Origin of the sequence: Micromonospora sp. NPDC049004 (assembly GCF_040649315.1) — a bacterium.
GTDB lineage: Bacteria > Actinomycetota > Actinomycetes > Mycobacteriales > Micromonosporaceae > Micromonospora.
Genome location: NZ_JBEZFG010000004.1, coordinates 282011 through 301696, shown reverse-complemented (window position 1 = coordinate 301696; position 19686 = coordinate 282011). Strand labels below are relative to the sequence as shown.

Here is a 19686-nt window from a genome sequence, read left to right as displayed (position 1 = left end):
GGTGAGCCGGACCGCTGACGGCCGGGAAACGCCCGAAAGGTCCGTCACATCCCGATAGATTCGGCTGATCGGGAGGGCGGCCACGGTCGCCCCTGCGCGCGACACGGAGGCAGGTGACGATGGCAACGGTCCGGGACGCGACGTACGACGTGCTCCGCACCCTCGGCATGACCACCGTCTTCGGCAACCCCGGCTCCACCGAGGAACCGTTCCTGCAGGACTTCCCGGCCGACTTCCACTACGTGCACGCGTTGCAGGAGGCCACGGCGGTGGCGATGGCCGACGGGTACGCCCAGGCGGCGGGCAGGCCCGCGCACGTCAACCTGCACACCGCCCCGGGAATGGGCAACGGTATGGGCAACCTGGTCACCGCCTGGCACAACAAGACGCCACTGATCGTCACCGCCGGCCAGCAGACCCGGGAGATGCTGCTGCTGGAGCCCCGGCTGACCAACCGACGGGCGGTAGAGCTGCCCGAACCGTACGTCAAGTGGAGCTACGAGCCGGTCCGCGCGCAGGACATCCCGGCGGCGCTGCTGCGGGCGTACGCGACAGCCGTGCAGCCGCCCGCCGGGCCGGTCTTCCTCTCCCTGCCGATGGACGACTGGGCGCAGCCCGCCGAGGCGCCTCCCGCGTCGCGCTCGGTGGCTACCCGCTTCGGGCCGGATCCGCAGCGCTTGGACATGTTCGCGCGGGTGCTGGCCGAGAGCCGCAACCCGGTGCTGGTGTTCGGGCCCGGCGTGGACCGCTCCGGCAGCTGGCCGGCGGCCGTCGCCCTGGCCGAGCGGCTGGCCGCACCGGTCTGGTCGGCCCCCGCACCGGAACGGGCCGTGTTCCCGGAGGATCACCCGCAGTTCCGCGGGGTCCTGCCGTTCGCCATCAGGCCGCTGGCCGAAGCGTTGCAGGGGCACGACACCGTCCTGGTCGTCGGCGCCCCGGTGTTCCGCTACTACCCGCACGTCCCGGGCGACCACCTGCCCGAGGGCGCCCGCCTGCTGCACGTCACGGACGACCCGGACGAGGCCGCCCGCGCCCCGGTCGGGGACAGCCTGCTCGGCGACCCCGGGCTGACTCTCGCCGCGCTGCTCGACAGGCTTCCGGCCGCCGACCGGCAGCCGCCGACGCCGCGCGCCGCTCCGCAGCCCCCGGAGGTCACCGTGCCGCTGAGCGCCGACGCGATGTTCGCCGCGCTGGCCGCGCACTGGCCGGCCGACGGCGTACTGGTCCAGGAGTCACCGTCCAACCTGTCCGCACTGCGCCGCCACCTGCGCATCACCCGGCCGGCGTCGTACTTCACGATGGCCAGCGGCGGACTCGGCTACGGCCTGCCGGCCGCGATCGGGGTGGCGCTGGCCGAGCGGGACACCGGGCGTCGCCGGCCGGTGGTGGCGGTGATCGGCGACGGCTCGTTCCACTACTCGGTGCAGGCGCTGTGGACCGCCGCGCGCCTGGCACTGCCCGTGGTGGTAGTCGTCCCGGTGAATCAGCAGTACGCGATCCTCAAGGCGTTCGCCGAGCTGAAGAACACTCCCGGGGTGCCCGGCCTGGACCTGCCGGGGCTGGACGTCACCGCCATCTCGGCCGGCTACGGCTGCGCCACCGAGGTGGTGCGGACCCCCGACCAGCTCGGCGCCGCCCTCGCCGCCGGCCTGCGCGCCGACGGACCCACGGTGCTGCCGGTGCCGATCAGCACCGACGTGCCCACGATCCTCTGACCGAGCCCGCGCGGGCGGTCAGCGGCCCGTCACCGGGCGGCGATCGTCAGCGGGGCGCCGGTGAAGACGTCCAGCACCGGCCGCGCCCCCAGCGGGGCGGTCAGGGTGACGGTGACCGGCTCCAGCTTGAGCACGTCGGTGCACACGCCGGTGGCCCGGGTGACGGCGCCGCCGACCACGACCACGTCCGGCCGTTCCGACACCACCGGGGTGATGTCGGTGTCGCAGGCGCCGACGCCGAGCCGGACGGTCAACCGAGCGCCGTCCACCGCCACCATGTCCTGGGCGGCCACCAGACCCTCCGGCAGGGGCTGGGTCGGCGTGGGCGCCGAGGGGACGGGCGTGACGGCCGTCGGCGCGACGGCGAGCTGGGCGACCGGGGTGGCCAGCTCCTCCACCGTGAACAGCCAGGCCGGCACCTGCGCCTCCCCGCGACTCGTGCGGACCGGGACGGCACCGAGGGTCACCCCGGTGACGGTCAGCGGAAGGCAGGCCGTCTCCGTCGTGCTGGTCGCCCAGCCGTCCGGTCCGGGTTCGACTGTGGGACCGCCGGGAGTCGGCAGGCCGGGCCGCTTCGGCCGTCCGGGGCAGGGCAGCGGGTCGCCCCGGTCGAGCTGCCGGTACGCCTCGGCCGCGCTGACCAGCGGCAGGGTCAACCGCCCGTCCGGGAACCGGATCTCGGCACCGACGCGGGTGGGTGGGATGGCGACCTGGGCGCGGTACCAGCCGGCCCGGAAGGCCGTCTCGGTGTCGGGCGTGAAGCGCGGGTCGCCGGTGAGCACCGTCGGCCCCTGCAGGGGGACGTAGCCGTCACGCCAGCCGGGGCCGGGCCGCCACGCCGCGGCGACCGCGCTGGCCCGCTGGTCGAAGGCGCTGTGCGCCGTCGTGGTGGGCCCGGCGGCGGGCGTCGCGCCGGTCGCGGCGCAGCCCACCATGGACAGCAGCGGAAGTACGAGCAGCAGAACCGGTCGACGCATGCCAGGTTCGACGGGACCGCCGCCAGGTGGGTTCCCGCCTCGGCTCAGGTCTCGCCGCCCAGATCCGTCTGGTACGCCTGCCAGAGCAGATTGGCACCTCGGCGCCGATGCCGCGCGAGCGTCCGCAGCAGGTGCCCCGTCCGGCGGCGCAGTTCGTCCGGGCCGGCCTCGGACCGCTCGGCGACCCGCTGCACGGCCAGGATCGCGGCGACTATCGCGCCGTGCTCCCGGGTCAGCAGCCGGATGCCGTGATCGAGGCGGGGCGAGTGGGTGAGCAGCTCCCGATAGAGCCCGGCCGGCCCTTCGGTGACCCGGACGTGCTCGGCGAAGCCCTGCCCGACCGGGCGCAGGCGAAGCAGCACGGTCTCGCGCCAGCTCGGCTCGGTCGTGGCGACCGCCACGGCACGGGCCAGGGCGTGCAGGTCGCCGGCGAGCCCGGCGGGCCCCGGCTCGCCGGGGAGCCCGGTCGGATACGTGCGGGCGGCGGACGGCCGCGCGGTGACTGACGGCTGCTGGATTCCACCGGTGACCATGGCACCTCCCGCGCGGGCTGCTATCCCATACCGTGATGGTGAACCCGCCCGTTCGCCCTGTCCAGAGGCGTCTGCTGCTCATCCGTCCCACTGGTAACAGCTGTTGGCCTGCGCCTCACCCGCACGCCGGGCACCGCCGTCAGCGGGCCGCTCAGGCGCTCGCCAGACGACGCAGGTCGGCGGCGACGGCGCGGGCCTCGTCGCTGGGCTCCGCGCCGGGTCGGCCCGCCGCGAACGCGTCGGCGAGCGCGCGCAGCTCGGACGGCGGCAGGACGGGCAGGCCCATCCCCTGCAGCGGGATGGTGACGCGGTGCCCACTGGCCCGATCGGTGACGACGATCCCCGGCGATCGACCCGCAGGAGCCGACGGGTCGGCCCCCAACTGCCCGGCGGGACGGGAGTCGACGTGGGCGATGGCGAGATCGACGGTACGACTGCGGATGGCGCCCCGCACCCGCACCCGGCTGCCGTCCAGCCATGCGGCCGTACGCAGCACCCGCAGCACCAGGTAGACGCCGAGCAGGACGAACGGCAGCCCGCACAGCCCGAGGAACGGTCCGGCCCCTCCCGAGCCGCTCGTGGACTCGCGCAGCGCGGGCGGCAGCATTCCGGGCGGCAGGTCGCGGGCCTCCTCGTAGGAAGCGAACCCGTCTCCCGGGCCGGTGAGGCGGCGCAGCAGCCCGCCGGCGAGCAGGGGCACCAGCACGAACGCCGCGCCGATCGCCGCGACGAGGACCCCGGTCACCACCGCGACGGTGCGCTGGCCGGCCGACGCGCCGACCGACAGGCGCAGCTGCTGGTTCGTCACAGCGGCAGCGTAGGCGGCGGCGCCCCGCCCGCGGTGCCCGGGCGTCGGTGTCGATGCGGTCCGCCGCCCCCGGTGATCCACTCCAGGTCGCGGATGTGGGCGTGTCAGGACGGTCGGATACCGCCACATCGGCGAGGTGGAGTGGATCATTCACCCTGCCTCGCTCGGTGGCGTCGGCGGATACGACGATGCGCCCCGGCCGGTGGGCCGGGGCGCATCGCTTCGAGGTGGTGGAGGTGCCGGGAATCGAACCCGGGTCCTTCGCCGGTTTGTCAGGGCTTCTCCGAGCGCAGCTCGCTGTGCCTCTACTCGGCCCCACCGCTCACGCGAGCAAGTTGGTGTGACGGGCCCAGTCGCTGATTGATCTCGCCGCACGGACCCCGCGACCGGGTCCGATTGGCCAGCCTCCTAGCTGATGCCGGCTACTGGGACGAAGGCGTTCCCAGACCGACAGACTTAGCTACTCGCCTCAGGCGGCGAGAGCGAAGTCAGCGCGATTGTTATTGGCGCTTATAAAGTTCCGACGACCGATTCTCGAGACGACGTCGGCTTCCTCGGCTCGCTTCCCCTGTCGCTGCGTACGAAGTCGAAACCAGTCACCCCCTCGACAGGCCGCCGATGTGGCGGCACTGACAAGACTAACGCCTGGCGCAACAGCTTTCATCCCGAGCCCCGGGCCGACCCACCGACCCGGACAAACAGGATGAATCAGTCGTCCATCCCCTTGCCGCGTCGACCGGACACCCGGGCGATCTCCCGGTCCGCGTCGCGCTTGGCGAGGTCCTGACGCTTGTCGTACGACTTCTTGCCCTTGGCCAGGGCGATCTCGACCTTGGCCCAGCCGTCCGAGAAGTAGACCTGCAACGGGACGATCGTGTAACCGCCCTCGCGGGTCTTGCCGAGCAGCTTGTCGATCTCGCCCCGGTTGAGCAGCAGCTTGCGCGTACGCCGGGGCTCGTGATTGGTCCACGTGCCCTGGGTGTACTCCGGAATGTGCATCGAGTGCAGATACAACTCGCCGTCACGTTCCTGCGCGAACGCGTCGACGAGCGACGCCCGCCCGGCCCGCAGCGATTTGACCTCGGTGCCGGTCAGCGCCATGCCCGCCTCGTACGTGTCGAGGATCGAGTAGTCGTGGCGTGCCTTCTTGTTGGAGGCGACCACCTTGCGCCCCTTTTCCCGTGGCATCGGCGCCACCCCCTCTCCCGGAAACGTCCGTCACCGAGCTCCCCCCGGCCGGACAACCGATCATGCTACCCGAATGACAAGGACCCTCCCGCGCCGTTTATTTCCGGCTGCGGGAGGGTCCCCGAGTGACGACGGGACGACCCGTACGCTGCCTAGACCCGCAGGTAGAAGCGCAGGGTGATCCAGGCGGTGGCGGCGCTGACGAGGCCACCGACGCCGGCCATCAGCGGGAAGATGAACAGGATGTCGCCCCAGCTGATCGGCGACAGCAGGCCCTGCAACGCCTTGAGTGACCCGTCGAAGAGCAGATACTTCGCCGCGACGAGGGCCACCAGGCCGAGCAGTGAGCCGATCAGGCCGGCCACCACGGCCTCCAGCACGAACGGCGCCTGGATGAACCAGTTGGATGCGCCGACCAGCTTCATGACCGCCACCTCACGCCGCTTGCTGTACGCGGCGACCTGGATGGTGTTGGCCACCAGGAGCAGTGCGGCGATGGCCATCACGATCGCGGCGGCCAGGGCGATGTTCTGGATCGCGGTGAGGACGTCGAAGATCTTGTCCAGCAGTCGACTCTGGTCGACGATCTCGTCGACACCCTCGGTGTCCTTGTACTGGTCGTAGATGTTCTTGTACTGCTCCGGGTTCTTCAGCTTGAGCCGGAACGACTCCGGCAGCTGGTCCGGCTTGACCGCGTTGACCAGGTCCGGCGCGTCCTGGTACATCTCCTGGAACTTCTTGTACGCCTCGTCCTTGTTGACGTAGATGACCTCCTTGACCAGGGGGTCGTTCTTCAGCTTGCCGTCCAGGTCGGTGCGCTGTTGCTCGCTCACCTCCTGACTCAGGAAGATCGAGACCTCGATGTTCTTGTAGTAGAGGTCCTTCATGTCGTCAACCTGGCGGTACATGAGACCGCTGGCGCCAAGCATGGTCAGCGAGACCGCCATCGTGATGATCATCGCGATGGTCATGGTCACGTTGCGCCACAGTCCGACCAGTACCTCGGACAGGACGTATTTCACGCGCATCGGGATTTCCTCCGGGTCTCCGGCATGAGGTGTTCGTCGTCAGGCTGCGAGAGGGGTGGAGCGCCGGCTCACCCGTAGACGCCGCGGGCCTGGTCACGCACGATGCGACCGCTCTCGATCTCGATGACGCGGCGACGCATCTGGTTCACGATGTTGGAGTCGTGGGTGACCATCACGACGGTCGTGCCGGTGCGGTTGATCCGGTCCAGGAGGCGCATGATCTCGATCGAGGTGTCCGGGTCCAGGTTTCCGGTGGGCTCGTCCGCCAGCAGGATCAGCGGACGGTTCACGAACGCCCGGGCGACGGCGACCCGCTGCTGCTCACCACCGGAGAGCTCGTGCGGGTAGCGATGCTCCTTGCCACCGAGCCCGACCAGCTCCAGCACCTCCGGCACGACCCGGCGGGCAACCGCCTTGGTCTTGCCGATCACCTCAAGGGCGAACGCCACGTTCTCGTACGCGGTGCGGTTCGGCAGCAGCCGGAAGTCCTGGAAGACGCAGCCGATCGAACGCCGGAAGTGGGGTCGCTTCCAGGAGCGCATCGACGTGACGTCCTTGCTGTTGACGACGACCCGCCCCTTGTTGGGGGTGACCTCGTGCAGCAGCATCTTGATGATTGTGGACTTGCCGGAGCCGGATGGACCGATGAAGAAGACGAACTCGCCCTTCTCGATCGAGACGGACACGTTGTCGAGCGAAGGCCGGGACGCCTTCGGGTACGTCTTCGTCACTTGCTCAAGCTGAATCACGGGTGGTGAGTCTACGCGGTGTAACAACTGAGCCAAGCCCCACGCCCCGCAGAAGCGGCGCGCGTCGTCGAATCAGGCCCTCACCTGGAGATCGACGAAGCGCTCCGCCCGCGAGCCGTCACGCACCGTCGCCGGCGAGCTGCCGCTGCTTACGCCAACGGATACCAGCTTCGATGAAACCGTCCAACTCGCCGTCGAAGACAGCGCTCGGATTGCCGGTCTCCTGCTCGGTTCGGAGATCCTTCACCATCTGATACGGGTGCAGGACGTAGGAGCGCATCTGGTCGCCCCACGACCCGGCCGCGTTCTCCTTCAGGCCCTCCAGCTTGGCCTGCTCCTCCTGGCGCTTGCGCTCCAGCAGCCGGGCCTGGAGCACCCGCAGCGCGGAGGCCTTGTTCTGCAGCTGGGACTTCTCGTTCTGGCAGGTCACCACGATGCCGGTCGGGATGTGGGTGAGCCGGACCGCCGAGTCGGTGGTGTTGACGCTCTGCCCACCGGGGCCGGAGGAACGGTAGACGTCGACGCGTACCTCGTTCTCCGGGATGTCGATGTGGTCGGTCTGCTCGGTCACCGGCAGCACCTCCACGCCCGCGAAGCTGGTCTGCCGGCGGCCCTGGTTGTCGAACGGACTGATCCGGACCAGCCGATGGGTGCCCGACTCGACACTGAGGGTGCCGTACGCGTAGGGCACCTTGACCGCGAAGGTGGCCGACTTCAGGCCCGCCTCCTCGGCGTACGAGGTCTCGTAGACCTCGGTCGGGTAGCCGTGCCGCTCGGCCCAGCGCAGGTACATCCGCAGCAGCATCTCGGCGAAGTCCGCCGCGTCCACGCCACCGGCGCCGGCCCGGATGGCGACCAGCGCCTCCCGGGAGTCGTACTCGCCGGAGAGCAGGGTGCGGACCTCCATCTCCTGGATGGATTTGGTCAGGCCGGTGATCTCCGCCTCGACCTCGGTCAGCACGCCGGGGTCGGACTCGGCCTCGGCCAACTCCAGCAGCACCCGGGCGTCGTCGAGCTGGGAGCGCAGACTGCCCAGCTTGCTGATCTCGCCGTTGACGTACGACAGCTGAGAGGTCACCTGCTGCGCCTTGGCCTGGTCGTCCCACAGGTCGGGGGCGGACGCCTCCTGCTCCAGGCGGGCCTTGTCCTCGTGCAGCCGGTCCAGATTGAGGACGGCCTCGATGTTGCGCAGGGTCGCGTCGAGTTCCTTGAGCTGTTCGGCGTAATCGGCAGCGGTCACGACAAGCAAGCGTACTGTGCCGCTGGCCGCTCAGCTCGTTCCCGGTGGGCGAAGCCGCAGGAGATCACCCGACGGGGGCGGACTTCAGCCACGACAGGGCCGCCCGGTGGTAGGCGACGGCGAACTCCAGCGCGCTGGCGTCGTACGTCTCGCCGTCCCGTTTGGCGTTCTTGACCTGTTCGCGTACCTGGGCGAGGGCCTCGGTGTGGTATTCGTTGGCCGAGGCGTACAGGCTCTTGAGCTGGCTGGACGAGTGCAGGTTGCCGAAGGCCATCCGGAGCGCGATCGGGTTGCGGATGGTGTCCCGCCCCGGGTTCTCCGCCAGCCAGCGGGAAAACGTCCGTTTCCCGCTGGCGGTGAGCGCGTACGGCTGACTCATTCGTGGGCCCGGCTTGCCGAGCCGCACGTAACCCCGCTCGGCCAGTACCGGCAACTCGCGGTAGACCTGACTGCGGGTCATCGACCAGTACGGCGCCAGCCGGCGCTCTGCGGCGGCCATCAACTGGCCGCCTGTCATGGGACCCTCGTGGAGCAGCCCGAGCAGGGCCGCCGCCGTGGGGTTGACTCCGGATTCCGCCATGCCCGTTACGCTGCCACTTTGCGCTGCCGGCGTCCAGGATTTGGCAGTTTGCCACCCAACAGGACTTCCTAAGTGCACTGTCGGCGGCAGACTGTCCGTTGAGGACTATCGATGGGTTGCGGCCCCTCGGCCGACCGCCGGCGGCGCTGCGCACGCCGCCGGCGGGTCGCCGCAGGTCAGCCCATGTGGGGGTACGTGTGGTCGGTCGGCGGCACGAAGGTCTCCTTGATCGTCCGCGGCGACACCCAGCGAACCAGGTTGAGCCAGGAGCCCGCCTTGTCGTTGGTGCCGCTGGCCCGGGCGCCGCCGAACGGCTGCTGCCCGACCACCGCGCCGGTCGGCTTGTCGTTGATGTAGAAGTTGCCGGCCGCGTACCGCATGCGCTCGCCGACCGCGTCGATCACCCGGCGGTCGGTGGCGAACACCGACCCCGTCAGCGCGTACGGGGCGATCGACTCGGCCTGCGTGACCACCTCGTCGAAGCGCGCGTCGTCGAACACGTGCACGCCCAGGATCGGCCCGAAGTACTCGGTGGTGAACGTCTCGTGCGCGGCGTCGGAGCACTCGAAGAGCGTCGGCCGGACGAAGTATCCGACCGAGTCGTCGGCCGTGCCGCCGGCGAGCACCCGGCAGCTGTCGTCACCGCCGATCAGCTCCAGCGCCGCGGTGTGCCGGGCGAACGCCTTGTCGTCGATCACCGCGCCACCGAAGTTGCCGAAGTCGGCCACGTCGCCGTAGGTCAACGAGTCGGCGGTGGCGGCCAGGCGGTCCCGCAGGCCCCCCTCCCAGAGCGAGCGCGGCACGTACGCCCGGGAGGCCGCCGAGCACTTCTGGCCCTGGTACTCGTACGCGCCACGGATCAGCGCGGTGTGCAGCGCGTCCACGTCGGCGCTGGTGTGCGCGACCACGAAGTCCTTGCCACCGGTCTCGCCGACCAGCCGCGGGTAGCCCCGGTAGCGGGAGATGTTGTCGCCGACGGTCCGCCACAACTGCTGGAAGACCTTTGTCGAACCGGTGAAGTGGATACCCGCCAGATCCGGGTCGGCGAGCACGACGTCGGAGACCTCCTCGCCCCGGCCGGTGACCATGTTGATCACGCCGGGCGGCAGGCCGGCGGCCTCGAACAGCCGCATGGTGAAGTGCGCCGCGAACTGCTGCGTGGGGCCCGGCTTCCAGATCACCGTGTTGCCCAGCAGCGCCGGCGCGGACGGCAGGTTGCCGGCGATGGCAGTGAAGTTGAACGGGGTGACCGCGTAGACGAAGCCCTCCAGCGGGCGGTGGTCGAAGCGGTTCCAGACGCCCGGCGAGGACGCCGGCTGCTCCTCGAGCAGGCGGCGGGCGAAGTGCACGTTGAACCGCAGGAAGTCGATGAACTCGCACGCCGCGTCGATCTCCGCCTGGATCGCGGTCTTCGACTGGCCGAGCATGGTCGCGGCGTTGAGAGTGTCGCGCCACGGGCCGGCGAGCAGCTCGGCGGCGCGCAGGAAGATCGCGGCGCGCTCCTCGAACGGCAGCGCCCGCCACATCGGCGCGGCGTCCTTGGCCGCCTTGATCGCGGCGCGGGCGTCGTCGTGGGTGGCGTGCGCGGTCACGCCGAGCACGTGGGCGTGCTTGTGCGGCTGCACCACGTTGATCGGGTCGCCGGCCGCCATCCGCTGCTCCCCGCCGATGGTCATCGGCAGGTCGATGCGCTCGGCGGCCAGCTCGGTCAGCCGCCGCTGGAGCCGGTCCCGGTCTCCGCTGCCCGGCTCGTAGTTGCGAACCGGCTCGTTGCGCGGCTCGGGAACGGAGAACACGGCATCCATCAAGGCTCCTGGCGATCTCGACAGCGGTGGCGAAACCGGACCCGCGGGCACCGACCGGACGGCCGGACACCGGACGCCGCGCGGGAGGGCCGAGCAGCGGCGGGACCTCCCACGATTGTTTCATGCGGGGGTGCTCGACTCGCCTCCACCACCTCCCGGTTGCTCAGGACCGGCTGCCCTTTCTCTCCTTACTGGGCGTCGTGCCATATCGGGCGTCGTGGTGGGGCTGGGGCGAGCGTCCCCGGCTCCGGGCGGTCAGGCTTGATCCCTGCGCCGGGGACGCTCGCCCCAGCCCCGACGTTGGTCGCGGACCGTGGGCCCGTTGCGGTTCCTTCGGGGGTACGTCGCTGGCGCGTACCCATGAGGTGTGGCTCGTTCAGAGGGGGTCGCGGCGGCCCGCGTACCCTGAATGGTCGGTGACCTGGCGCCTCGAAGGGGAGACGATGACCAAGCAGCCCGGCCGCGTCCCAGCCGCGGAGTCGGACCAGCCGGCGGTCGACGCGGCCACCCCCGGCGGCCGACCGGTGTCCGCGCCCGGCGCGGCAGTGCTCGCGCTGCTGGCGCTCGGCTGGCTGGCCGCCATGCTCTGGTCGACCCGGGAGGCCATCACCTCGGCGGCGGCGGGCATCACCGCGATCAGCCTCTCCGCGTTCGCTCTGCCCGGTGTGATCTCGGCGGCGCTGGTGGCCGGCGCGGCGACCGCGCTGGCCTTCGGCAACCTGCTGTCGCGCCGGTACGGCGACGGAGCGACCCTGCGTTTCGTCGGTGCGATCGGCGCGGGGATGCTCGTCGGGCTGGCCGCCGCGCTGGCGATCAACCTGACCTACTTCGACACCTCGACCACGAACGTGATCGCCGGGACGACGGCGGCCGCCGCGATCATCGGTGGGGCGATCGCCGGCGCGCGAACCGCCCCGGCGGTCGGCGCGGTGGTGACCGCCGCGCTGGGCGCGCTGGTCTTCGTGGTGGCGTTCAGTCGTGCCCGGGACCCGCTGTTCGACCTGTTCGGCGCGGGCGACACCCAGCAGTCGCTTGTCGACGCCGCCAAGTGGGTGTCGCGCACCGAGTCGCTCATCGCCGGCCTCCTGGCCGGGCTGCTCGCCTTCGGCTACCTCACCTGGGCACGGCGGCGAGCCCTGCGGCGCGATCCGCTGACGCCCGCGCTGCGCTGGCCGGCCTACCTGCTCGCCGGCGCCGGGCCGGGCCTGCTCCTGCTGCTCGCCGAGGTGATCATCCGGGTCGGCGGCCGGTCGCTGCTGGACCTGGCCAGCGCGCTCAGCGAGGCGGACGCGGTGGCGCAGACCTCGCTGGGCACCTCGCGGGTGGACAACGGCATCTGGATGGTCTTCGTGGGGGCGCTGACCGCGCTCATCGCGTTCGGCCGCACGCTCGGCCCTTCGCACAGCGACGACGACCCCGTGGTGGCCGACGGTCCCGCCGTGGCCGACGGTCCCGGTGCCACGCAGCCGGCAGTCGCGAACGAGACCAACGCCGACGCCGACACCGACGACGACGAGGCGGACACGACCGCTCACGACGCCGTCGACGTCGACCCGGCCAGGGCCGACCCGGCCCGCTGACCGCTGCCGGCTCAGTCGGTGGCGCGCAGCAGCAGGTCCAGCTCAGTCACGTCGTACCACTCCAGCTCGTGATCCTCGGCCCCGTCGACGGTGAACTGGGCGTCGGGGTCGCCGGCAGCGGCCTCGGCCACCACGTCGGCCGCGGCGGCGACCTCCTCGACGGCGTCCGCGCCGTCCACGTGGATCGCCGCGACGGCTCCCACCGGCACGGTGTCGGCCAACGTCACCATGCTGGACCCCAGCTCACCATCGCCACGGCCGAGCGCGGCGGGCGGCACGTCGACCGAGACGACCACGCGGCGGCGGGGCGCTGCGGGATCGGCCCTGAGCAGGTGCAGCGCGTCCTGGGCAGCCCGGGTGAACGCGACGTACTCCAACTCCTCCTCGTCGCCCTCGGCGTACCACTCGCGCAGCGCGGGTGTCACCGCGTGCGCCCGGTCGGCGGTCAGCCCCTGCTCGCGCAGGCGGGCCAGCATGGGTACGGTCGCCGGCACGTACACCCGGACAAGCTCGTCGGTCACCGGTCGTCTCCCCGCTCGGTCCTGTGCCGGCGGCAGCCGGCACGGGCGCAGATCATGCCGCACGCCGTGACCGTCATACACCCCGCCTCCGGCCGGTGGAAGTTTCCCGCCGGTGTGTCCGGGCTCTGGTTGGTCCGCCGCCGGGCCGGGTGGATGCTGGGCGGTGAGCCCTGCCGATGGCAAACTGAGGCAAACGACGTCAACCCCGGGAGTTTCCGTGGAGCCGAGGTTCCTGCTGCTCTCCGACGTGGCCACCGAGCTGAACGTGTCGGACTCGCAGGTCTACCACATGGTCCGCAGCGGGGAGCTGCCGGCGATCAAGATCGGCGGACGCGGTCAGTGGCGGGTCGAGCGCGCCCGGCTGGAGGAGTACATCGCGCAGAAGTACGCCGAAACCGCCGACTGGGTACGCGGTAACCCCCTGATCGACCGCGACCCGGAGTAGGCCCGGGTGGCCGCGCGCCACGTTCCGCCCCCGCTCCCGGCCCGCTCCCGCCCTGCTCACGGCCCGCGTGATCGACTCCGTATCGCCGGGATGGGGCTGTCCGGCCTGCCGGGACACCGCGACGTCGGCGACACCGGGTCGATCATTCCCAGGGGCCGGCACGCCCACCGTCGCGGGCATTGACCGAGGCCGTTGTGTCGCGCACAATCGAGTCAGTCGGAGGCAAACGAAGGCAAACGCAAGATCAAAGGGAGCAGCGATGAGTGAGCGGCGACCCGGTCCCTCCCGGCCACCTGTGCGCCTGCGCCCCGTCCCGCCCATCGATCCGCCGTACCCCGACGAGACGTACTGGCCGGGGCCGACCCACGGCCAACTCGCCCTCGACCTGTTCGCCTCGACACGACCGGATCCGGTCCGGCCGGCGGAGCGCCGCGCGGCCCCACGCCGGACGCCGTCCCGGCCGGCCAGCCACCCGGGTGCGCCGCTCCCACCGGCGAGCGCCCCCGAGGCGACCCGCGCCGCACACCGCTTCGTCGGCACGTGCCTGGAGGTGGTCAACGGCTACCGCTCGCCGGCCCAGGTGCGCCCCCTGCTCGACCCGGGCCGGGCCGTCGAACTGCTCACCGAACTCGCCCGCGCGACCGGCCGGGCCGGGCCGGTTCGCCGTCGCGCAACGCGGCCGGCCCTGCGGCTGCTCCGACTGCGGGTGTGTGAGCCCCGGGAAGCCGCTGTGGAAGCGGCTGCCGTGGTGAGCGGTGCCGGTGGCCGGAGCTGGGCCATGGCGGTACGCCTGGAACACCGCCGAGGCCGCTGGTTGTGCACGGCCCTGCACGTCCTCTGACAACCCGCCAGGGGCCCGCCCACGCCGCCACCGCCGCCCCCCGGGGGGGCCACGCGGCGTGCCGCAGGCCCAGGCTCTGCGTTGATCGACTCGACTTCCAGGAAAGCGCCGTATCAACCTGGCGCCGACGCCCCGACTTCCAGGAACCCGAGATGATCGGCCGTCACCCGGCCGTGGGCGTCGGAGGGGACGTGGCCCGGGGATGCGCCGGGTGGAGACGCCGATGGGCCCCGGCCTCGTCGGCCAGGGCCCATCGGGACGCGCTGTGGGTCAGTTGCCGCCGTTGGGGGCGCCGTGGCAGCGCTTGTACTTGCGGCCCGAGCCACACGGGCACGGCGCGTTGCGGGACGGGCCGTTGCCGGCATCGGCCTGGTTGGGGACCGGACGTCGGGAGCCGGCGGACGGCAGCGTCGGGCCACGCAGCCCGGAGGCCGGCCGCTGCGGGGCGGACGGTGCGCTCTGCCCGGGGGCTGCGGGCATGCCCTGGGCCGGCCGGCCCACACCGAGCGCCGGCGCCTGCTGCTGCTCCTGCTCGACGCTGACGGCGCCGGGGCTGGCTTCACCGTCGATGGTCGGAGCCGAATACTGCAGGCCCTGCCGCTGCGGCGAGCGGTTGAGGCCCTTGGCCCGGATCTCCACCGGCTTGTCGAGCAGCGTGACCTCTTCCGAGTCGGCTGCCGGCTCGGGCTCGGTGACCTGGACGTCCACGTTGTAGAGGAAGCCGACGGTCTCCTCCTTGATGCCCTCCATCATGGTGGCGAACATGTCGAAGCCCTCGCGCTGGTACTCCACCACCGGGTCGCGCTGGGCGTACGCCCGGAGGTTGATGCCCTCCTGGAGGTAGTCCATCTCGTAGAGGTGCTCGCGCCACTTGCGGTCGATCACCTGGAGCAGCACCATCCGCTCGAGCTGGCGCACCCCCTCGGTGCCGAGCTGCTCCTCGCGGCGGTCGTACGCGGCGTTCGCGTCCTCCTTGAGGCGGGCGACCAGGAAGTCGGCGTCCATGCCGGCCCGGGAACCACCGGCCTCCTCCTCCAGCTCCTCGATCGTCACGCCGACCGGGTAGAGCTGCTTGAGGCTGGACCAGAGCTGCTCAAGATCCCAGTCCTCGCCGTAACCCTCGGAGGTGGCACCCCGCACGTACGCCTCGACGGTGTCGTCGATCATGTTGCGGACCTGGTCGGAGAGGTCCTCGCCGTTGAGCACCCGCAGCCGCTCGGCGTAGACGACCTGGCGCTGCTTGTTGAGCACCTCGTCGTACTTCAGAACGTTCTTGCGGATCTCGGCGTTCTGACCCTCGATCTGGGCCTGGGCGCTCTTGATCTGGCGGGTGACCATCTTCGACTCGATGGGCACGTCCTCCGGGATGTTGAAGCGCTCCATCACCGCCTCGACCGCGCCGGCCCGGAAGCGTCGCATCAGCTCGTCCTGCAGCGACAGGTAGAAGCGGGACTCGCCCGGGTCGCCCTGCCGGCCGGCGCGACCGCGCAGCTGGTTGTCGATCCGCCGGGACTCGTGCCGCTCGGTGCCCAGCACGTACAGGCCACCGGCGGCGGCGACCTCGTCCGCCTCGGCGTCGCAGGCCTGCTTCCAGGTGGGCAGGACCTCCTCCATCGCCTTGGCGTAGTCCTCCTCGTTCTCCAGCGGGTCGAGACCGCGCTGGCGCAGCTCGTTGGCCGCGAGGAACTCGGGGTTGCCGCCGAGCAGGATGTCGGTGCCGCGGCCGGCCATGTTGGTGGCCACGGTGACCGCGCCCTTACGCCCGGCCTGGGCGACGATCTCGGCCTCCCGGGCGTGGAACTTGGCGTTCAGCACGTTGTGCGGGATGCCCCGGCGGCGCAGCAGCTGGGAGAGGATCTCCGAGTTTTCCACCGAGACGGTGCCGACCAGCACCGGCTGGCCCATCTGGTGCCGCTCGGCGATGTCCTCGATGACGGCGTTGAACTTGGCCTTCTCGGTCTTGTAGATGACGTCCGGCCGGTCCTCGCGGACCATCGGGCGGTGCGTCGGAATGCTCACGACGCCGACCTTGTAGACCTTGTTGAACTCGCTCGCCTCGGTCTGCGCCGTACCGGTCATCCCGGACAGCTTGTTGTAGAGGCGGAAGTAGTTCTGGAGGGTGATGGTGGCCAGGGTCTGGTTCTCCTGCTTGATCTCCACCCCCTCCTTGGCCTCGATCGCCTGGTGCATGCCCTCGTTGTAGCGACGGCCGTGCAGGATGCGACCGGTGAACTCGTCGACGATCAGGACCTCACCGTCGCTGACGATGTAGTCCTTGTCGCGCTTGTAGAGCTCCTTGGCCTTGATGGCGTTGTTGAGGTAGCCGACCAGCGGGGTGTTCACCGACTCGTACAGGTTGTCGATGCCGAGCCGGTCCTCGACCTTGGCGACGCCGCGCTCGGTGACCGCGATGGTGCGCTTGGAGTGGTCGACCTCGTAGTCGCCCTCGCCGTCCGTGCCGGGCTGGAGCCGGGCCACGACGCCGGCGAACTCGCCGTACCAGCGGGCGGAGTGCTCGGCCGGGCCGGAGATGATCAGCGGGGTGCGCGCCTCGTCGATCAGGATGGAGTCGACCTCGTCGACCACCGCGAAGTTGTGCCCGCGCTGCACCAGCTCGTCCTTGGACCAGGCCATGTTGTCGCGCAGGTAGTCGAAGCCGAACTCGTTGTTGGTGCCGTACGTGATGTCGCACTCGTAGGCGGCCTTGTGCTCACTGGCCGGCCGGTTGGGCAGCACCACGCCGACGGTCAACCCGAGGAACTCGTGCACGCGACCCATCCAGGCCGCGTCACGCTGGGCGAGGTAGTCGTTGACGGTGACCACGTGCACGCCGTCGCCGGAGAGCGCGTTGAGGTAGACGGCCATGACCGAGGTCAGCGTCTTGCCCTCACCGGTCTTCATCTCGGCGATGTTGCCGAAGTGCAGCGCGGCGCCACCCATCACCTGGACGTCGTACGGCCGCTGGCCGAGCACCCGGGCGGCCGCCTCGCGGGCCACCGCGAACGCCTCCGGCAGCAGGTCGTCGAGGGTCTCACCGTCGGCGAGCCGCTCCCGGAACTGCTCGGTCATGCCGCGCAGTTCCTCGTCGGTGAGGTTGACGTAGTCGTCCTCGATCGAGCTGACGGCGGCGGCGATGGCCTTGAGCCGGCGCACCATGCGGCCCTCGCCCGCATTAAGGACCTTTTCCAGAATCGACACGGATCAACGCTCCCCTAGACAGTCTCGAACCATCGTAGGCGCTCCATCGGCGCGATGGTCACTGGTGGCGGCGGTCCACCTCGCCGAACCCGACATAATTCGCGCACGGGATGCGCCCGGGACGTTATCCGGTTACGCCTTCGGCGAACGTTCCGGCACGATGCACGGGTGGAGCCTGTGGAGATCGTCGAGGACGGCGTGCTGCTGCGACCCTGGCGGGAGGCGGACGCCGACGGCGTACACCGCGCCTGCCAGGATCGGGACATTCAGCGTTGGACCACCGTACCGCGCCCATACCTTCGCGAACATGCCCACAGTTTCGTCACGGAGCTGAGCGGTCGGGCCTGGGCGGACGGCACCGGGGCGCCGTTCGCGGTCTGCGACGCGGCCACCGGCGAGCTGCTCGGCTCGTGCGGGCTGATCTCCGTCGACCGTGCCGGCACCGGTGAGATCGGCTACTGGACGGCACCGTGGGCGCGCGGTCGGGGCGTGACCGTCCGGGCCGCCCGGGCGGTCGCCCGCTGGTCCTTCGAGAAGCTGGGGCTGCGCCGGCTGCTCTGGCAGGCCGAGGTGGGCAACCACGCCTCGCGGCTGGTCGCCCTGCGGGCCGGGTTCCGCATCGACGGCCGGGTCCGGTCGGCCGAGACGGAACCGCACAACGGCGCGGACACCTGGATCGGCTCGCTGCTGCCCGGCGAGGTGCCCGAACCCGGATCGACCGGGCCGGCCGGCCCCGGCACCCTGGTCGCTCGCCGGGCCGCCGTCTTCGGCCGCCCACAGCCGACCCTGTTCGCCACCTCGGCGACCGGTGAGCTGCGGCTGCGACCGATGGAGGAGCGCGATCTGGACGCCATCGTGCAGACCTGCCGCGACCCGGAGACGATCCGGTGGACAACGGTTCCGGACCCGTACGACCGCTCCGACGCCCAGGGGTACCGGGGCTACGCCCAGGACGCCTGGGCCCGGGGGAACTCCGCCTGCTTCGTGGTCGCCGACCCGGACGACAGGTACGTCGGCACTCTGGACCTGCGGCTCTCCCCCGCCGACCCGCTGCTCGCGGACGTGGGCTTCATGACCGCCCCGGCGGCCCGCGGGCGGGGTCACCTGCCGGCCGCCCTGATCGCGCTGAGCGCCTGGGGTTTCACCACGCTGGGACTGGCCCGGATCGAATGGAAGGCGAACGTGGGCAACACGTCCTCCCGGCGGGCCGCCGAGAAGGCGGGGTTCACGTTCGAGGGGACCGCCCGGGGCGGCGTCCAGCACCGGGGTGAGCGGGTCGACGCCTGGGTGGCCGCGCTGCTCGCCGGAGATCTGGCATGACCGGGGCGGTGCCGGTCGTCGAGGCGCACGGGGTGCGGCTCCGGCCGTTTCGGGCCGGCGACATCGCGGACCTGGTCGAGGGGTGCGCCGACCCGCTCAGCCAACGGTTCGTGTCCAGCATGCCGTCTCCGTACACCGAAATCGACGCCCACTGGTGGGTCGAGGCCGGCGCACCGGCGGTCTGGGCCGGCGGCGGCGCCGCGTACGCCATCGCGGACCCGGCCACCGACCGGCTGCTCGGCGGGGCCGGACTGAGCAACCCGGTACCGGGCCGGAGTCAGGCGGAGATCGGCTACTGGCTGCGGCCGGCGGCGCGGGGGCGCGGGGTGGCCACGGCCGCGACCCGCGCGTTGAGCGAACACGCCTTCGGCACCGGGACGCTCCGGCTGGAGCTGCTCACCGAGTTGGAGAACGCGGCCAGCCAGCGGGTCGCGCTGGCCGCCGGCTTCCGGTACGAGGGCCTGCGTCGGTCGGCCGGGCAGCGCCGGGACGGCGGCCGGCACGATCTGCTGACCTGGGTACGCCTCGCCGACGATCCGCCCGGCCCGACCCCCCGGCTGCTGCCCGACCTGCCCGACGGGATGCTCACCGATCAGGTGGTGGCGCTGCGCCGCCTCGCGCCGGACGACGCGGAGATGATGTACGGGTTGCACAGCCGGCCCGAGGTCGTCGCCAACCAGGCCCCGCCGGTGCCACCGACGCCCGAGTCGATCGAGCGGCGCTGCCGGCTGGCGGAGAGCGCATGGCTGACCGGCGACATCGCCCGACTGCTGATCGTCGACGTGGCCACCGGCGAGCCGGCGGGCAGTTGCGGCCTGTCGTACACCGAAGTGACAAGTGGTGAGGCGTCGATCGGCTACGCGCTGCTCCCACGCTGGCGGGGGCACGGCTACGCCACCCGGGCGGTACGGCTGCTCGCGCAGTGGGCGTTCGGCCCGGCGGGTATCGCCCGCCTGACCGCCGGCACCGTGCCGGAGAACACCGCCTCGCATCGCGTGCTGGAGCGGGTCGGCTTCCAGCGCGAGGCCCTGCAACGCGGTCGCCTGCCCGGCCTGGCGGGTGCCCGCCTCGACGACCTGACGTTCGCCCTGCTGCCGGCTGACAGGCGCTGACGAGACACGGGGTTGCGGCGGTCGCCCGCCACAACCCCGTGCTCGA

Annotated in this window: 17 protein-coding genes and 1 other RNA gene; 6 read left to right on the top strand and 12 right to left on the bottom strand. The window is 71.4% G+C overall.

The genetic code is table 11. From position 1 onward, the window contains the following. Positions 1 to 119 precede the first annotated feature (119 nt). Entirely contained in the window at positions 120 to 1715 is a 1596-nt protein-coding gene (gene mdlC / locus AB0B97_RS14710; RefSeq protein WP_357493834.1) for a benzoylformate decarboxylase, read from the top strand. A gap of 29 nt (positions 1716 to 1744) precedes the next feature. On the opposite strand, the gene AB0B97_RS14705 is transcribed toward mdlC, so the two are convergent. From AB0B97_RS14705 to pruA, 10 genes are all read right to left on the bottom strand, one after another. Next, complete coding sequence (locus AB0B97_RS14705; RefSeq protein WP_357493832.1) at positions 1745 to 2692, bottom strand: hypothetical protein; 948 nt, start codon at positions 2690 to 2692, stop codon at positions 1745 to 1747. A 44-nt stretch (positions 2693 to 2736) separates the two neighbouring features. Then, positions 2737 to 3225, bottom strand: coding sequence for a hypothetical protein (locus AB0B97_RS14700; protein ID WP_357493830.1), 489 nt, complete (start codon positions 3223 to 3225; stop codon positions 2737 to 2739). A 151-nt stretch (positions 3226 to 3376) separates the two neighbouring features. Continuing rightward, positions 3377 to 4033, bottom strand: coding sequence for a hypothetical protein (locus AB0B97_RS14695; protein ID WP_357493828.1), 657 nt, complete (start codon positions 4031 to 4033; stop codon positions 3377 to 3379). 228 nt (positions 4034 to 4261) lie between these two features. Then, positions 4262 to 4637, bottom strand: a transfer-messenger RNA (tmRNA) gene (ssrA, locus tag AB0B97_RS14690). Between the two features lie 104 nt (positions 4638 to 4741). Continuing rightward, positions 4742 to 5221 carry an SsrA-binding protein SmpB gene (gene smpB, locus AB0B97_RS14685; protein WP_357493826.1) on the bottom strand — a complete coding sequence of 160 codons (480 nt, stop codon included), beginning with the start codon at positions 5219 to 5221 and terminating at the stop codon, positions 4742 to 4744. A 152-nt stretch (positions 5222 to 5373) separates the two neighbouring features. Continuing rightward, positions 5374 to 6249: a permease-like cell division protein FtsX gene (gene ftsX, locus AB0B97_RS14680; RefSeq protein ID WP_234583090.1), complete on the bottom strand. Its 876-nt coding sequence runs from the start codon at positions 6247 to 6249 to the stop codon at positions 5374 to 5376. 68 nt (positions 6250 to 6317) lie between these two features. After that, entirely contained in the window at positions 6318 to 6998 is a 681-nt protein-coding gene (ftsE, locus tag AB0B97_RS14675) for a cell division ATP-binding protein FtsE (RefSeq protein ID WP_161687384.1), read from the bottom strand. Between the two features lie 118 nt (positions 6999 to 7116). Continuing rightward, a complete protein-coding gene (gene prfB / locus AB0B97_RS14670; protein WP_234583091.1) occupies positions 7117 to 8238 on the bottom strand; it encodes a peptide chain release factor 2 in 1122 nt (373 codons plus the stop codon). 64 nt (positions 8239 to 8302) lie between these two features. Beyond that, positions 8303 to 8818: a PadR family transcriptional regulator gene (locus AB0B97_RS14665; RefSeq protein WP_007455856.1), complete on the bottom strand. Its 516-nt coding sequence runs from the start codon at positions 8816 to 8818 to the stop codon at positions 8303 to 8305. A gap of 176 nt (positions 8819 to 8994) precedes the next feature. Then, positions 8995 to 10623, bottom strand: coding sequence for an L-glutamate gamma-semialdehyde dehydrogenase (gene pruA, locus AB0B97_RS14660; RefSeq protein WP_357493823.1), 1629 nt, complete (start codon positions 10621 to 10623; stop codon positions 8995 to 8997). A 443-nt stretch (positions 10624 to 11066) separates the two neighbouring features. Here pruA and AB0B97_RS14655 point away from each other — a divergent pair, with 443 nt between their 5' ends. Beyond that, entirely contained in the window at positions 11067 to 12203 is a 1137-nt protein-coding gene (locus AB0B97_RS14655) for a hypothetical protein (RefSeq protein WP_357493821.1), read from the top strand. Positions 12204 to 12214: 11 nt separating this feature from the next. On the opposite strand, the gene AB0B97_RS14650 is transcribed toward AB0B97_RS14655, so the two are convergent. Further along, positions 12215 to 12724 (bottom strand): hypothetical protein, encoded by a 510-nt coding sequence (locus tag AB0B97_RS14650; RefSeq protein ID WP_357493819.1) that lies wholly within the window; start codon positions 12722 to 12724, stop codon positions 12215 to 12217. Positions 12725 to 12941: 217 nt separating this feature from the next. On the opposite strand from AB0B97_RS14650, the gene AB0B97_RS14645 reads away from it, so the two are divergent. Beyond that, a complete protein-coding gene (locus AB0B97_RS14645) occupies positions 12942 to 13169 on the top strand; it encodes a helix-turn-helix domain-containing protein (protein ID WP_234583095.1) in 228 nt (75 codons plus the stop codon). A gap of 259 nt (positions 13170 to 13428) precedes the next feature. Then, a complete protein-coding gene (locus AB0B97_RS14640) occupies positions 13429 to 14010 on the top strand; it encodes an Rv3235 family protein (protein WP_234583096.1) in 582 nt (193 codons plus the stop codon). A 270-nt stretch (positions 14011 to 14280) separates the two neighbouring features. On the opposite strand, the gene secA is transcribed toward AB0B97_RS14640, so the two are convergent. Beyond that, positions 14281 to 17208 carry a preprotein translocase subunit SecA gene (gene secA, locus AB0B97_RS14635; RefSeq protein WP_357493816.1) on the bottom strand — a complete coding sequence of 976 codons (2928 nt, stop codon included), beginning with the start codon at positions 17206 to 17208 and terminating at the stop codon, positions 14281 to 14283. Between the two features lie 168 nt (positions 17209 to 17376). Here secA and AB0B97_RS14630 point away from each other — a divergent pair, with 168 nt between their 5' ends. Both AB0B97_RS14630 and AB0B97_RS14625 read left to right on the top strand, forming a co-directional pair. Then, positions 17377 to 18528: a GNAT family N-acetyltransferase gene (locus tag AB0B97_RS14630; protein ID WP_357493814.1), complete on the top strand. Its 1152-nt coding sequence runs from the start codon at positions 17377 to 17379 to the stop codon at positions 18526 to 18528. Then, positions 18525 to 19640 carry a GNAT family N-acetyltransferase gene (locus AB0B97_RS14625; protein WP_357493812.1) on the top strand — a complete coding sequence of 372 codons (1116 nt, stop codon included), beginning with the start codon at positions 18525 to 18527 and terminating at the stop codon, positions 19638 to 19640. The genes AB0B97_RS14630 and AB0B97_RS14625 overlap by 4 nt, the downstream gene beginning before the upstream one ends. The last annotated feature ends 46 nt before the right edge of the window (positions 19641 to 19686 follow it).

Coding starts and splice junctions, on each gene's coding strand:
- mdlC (WP_357493834.1), top strand. CDS start 120: ATGGCAACGGTCCGGGACGCGACGTACGACGTGCTCCGCACCCTCGGC.
- AB0B97_RS14705 (WP_357493832.1), bottom strand. CDS start 2,692: ATGCGTCGACCGGTTCTGCTGCTCGTACTTCCGCTGCTGTCCATGGTG.
- AB0B97_RS14700 (WP_357493830.1), bottom strand. CDS start 3,225: ATGGTCACCGGTGGAATCCAGCAGCCGTCAGTCACCGCGCGGCCGTCC.
- smpB (WP_357493826.1), bottom strand. CDS start 5,221: ATGCCACGGGAAAAGGGGCGCAAGGTGGTCGCCTCCAACAAGAAGGCA.
- ftsX (WP_234583090.1), bottom strand. CDS start 6,249: ATGCGCGTGAAATACGTCCTGTCCGAGGTACTGGTCGGACTGTGGCGC.
- AB0B97_RS14665 (WP_007455856.1), bottom strand. CDS start 8,818: ATGGCGGAATCCGGAGTCAACCCCACGGCGGCGGCCCTGCTCGGGCTG.
- pruA (WP_357493823.1), bottom strand. CDS start 10,623: ATGGATGCCGTGTTCTCCGTTCCCGAGCCGCGCAACGAGCCGGTTCGC.
- AB0B97_RS14655 (WP_357493821.1), top strand. CDS start 11,067: ATGACCAAGCAGCCCGGCCGCGTCCCAGCCGCGGAGTCGGACCAGCCG.
- AB0B97_RS14640 (WP_234583096.1), top strand. CDS start 13,429: ATGAGTGAGCGGCGACCCGGTCCCTCCCGGCCACCTGTGCGCCTGCGC.
- AB0B97_RS14625 (WP_357493812.1), top strand. CDS start 18,525: ATGACCGGGGCGGTGCCGGTCGTCGAGGCGCACGGGGTGCGGCTCCGG.